Source organism: Zooshikella harenae (genome assembly GCF_018837975.1).
In the GTDB taxonomy this organism is placed as follows: domain Bacteria; phylum Pseudomonadota; class Gammaproteobacteria; order Pseudomonadales; family Zooshikellaceae; genus Zooshikella; species Zooshikella harenae.
This window is the reverse complement of record NZ_JAGSOY010000326.1, coordinates 1-694: the sequence shown is the minus strand read 5'-3', so window position 1 is coordinate 694 and position 694 is coordinate 1. Positions and strand designations below refer to the sequence as shown.

The 694-nt window shown below is 43.7% G+C and carries 1 protein-coding gene; it reads right to left on the bottom strand.

Annotation, left to right across the window (positions count from 1 at the left end; genetic code table 11):
- Nucleotides 1-694: type VI secretion system tip protein TssI/VgrG (gene tssI, locus KCG35_RS25945; RefSeq protein WP_215822804.1), on the bottom strand; the 694-nt coding region annotated here is incomplete at both ends.

Genomic DNA, 694 nt, shown 5'->3' with positions numbered 1-694 from the left:
TGCTTTGATATGATTTTCGCTGCGACAGTTTTCCAGATAGGCTTTGTCAAACTTGGTGTACGTTGATGACTGGGATTCAATATGCCGATTTTGGCCGATTTCAATTCGCTCATTTTTATCTTTTTGCCAGTGCGCATCCCCTTCAATCAATACGTAACTGTTTTTACCTACGACTAAATGCCGGTTGCCATTGATATGCTCTCGGTGATCATTTTTGACCTGGATATCCATATCTTTTTGAGCATGGATATAAATTTGTTCCTGACCTTTTTTATCTTCAAAGCGCAATTCATTAAAACCACCGCCTCCGGGGCTACTTTCGGTTTTAAAGGTGCTACGACTTTTATGGGCAGGTAATTCATACGGCACTTTATTATTTGCGTGGTAGACACACCCAGTTACCATTGGGTTATCAGGATTACCATCCAGATATTCAATCACTACTTCCTGACCAATACGTGGAATAGCGACTTGCCCCCATTGCCCACCGGCTATTCCGGTGTTAACACGGAGCCAACGTGTGGTTTTTTCATTTTTTTTGCCGTCCCGATCCCAGTGAAATTGCACTTTGATCCGACCGTGTTTATCGGTGTAAATTTCCTCACCCGCAGGACCGGTGACTACGGCAGATTGCGTACTCTCAATGAGGACTTTTTTATGTTTTTGCGCTGGGCGATAGTTTTTATCCGCCGGA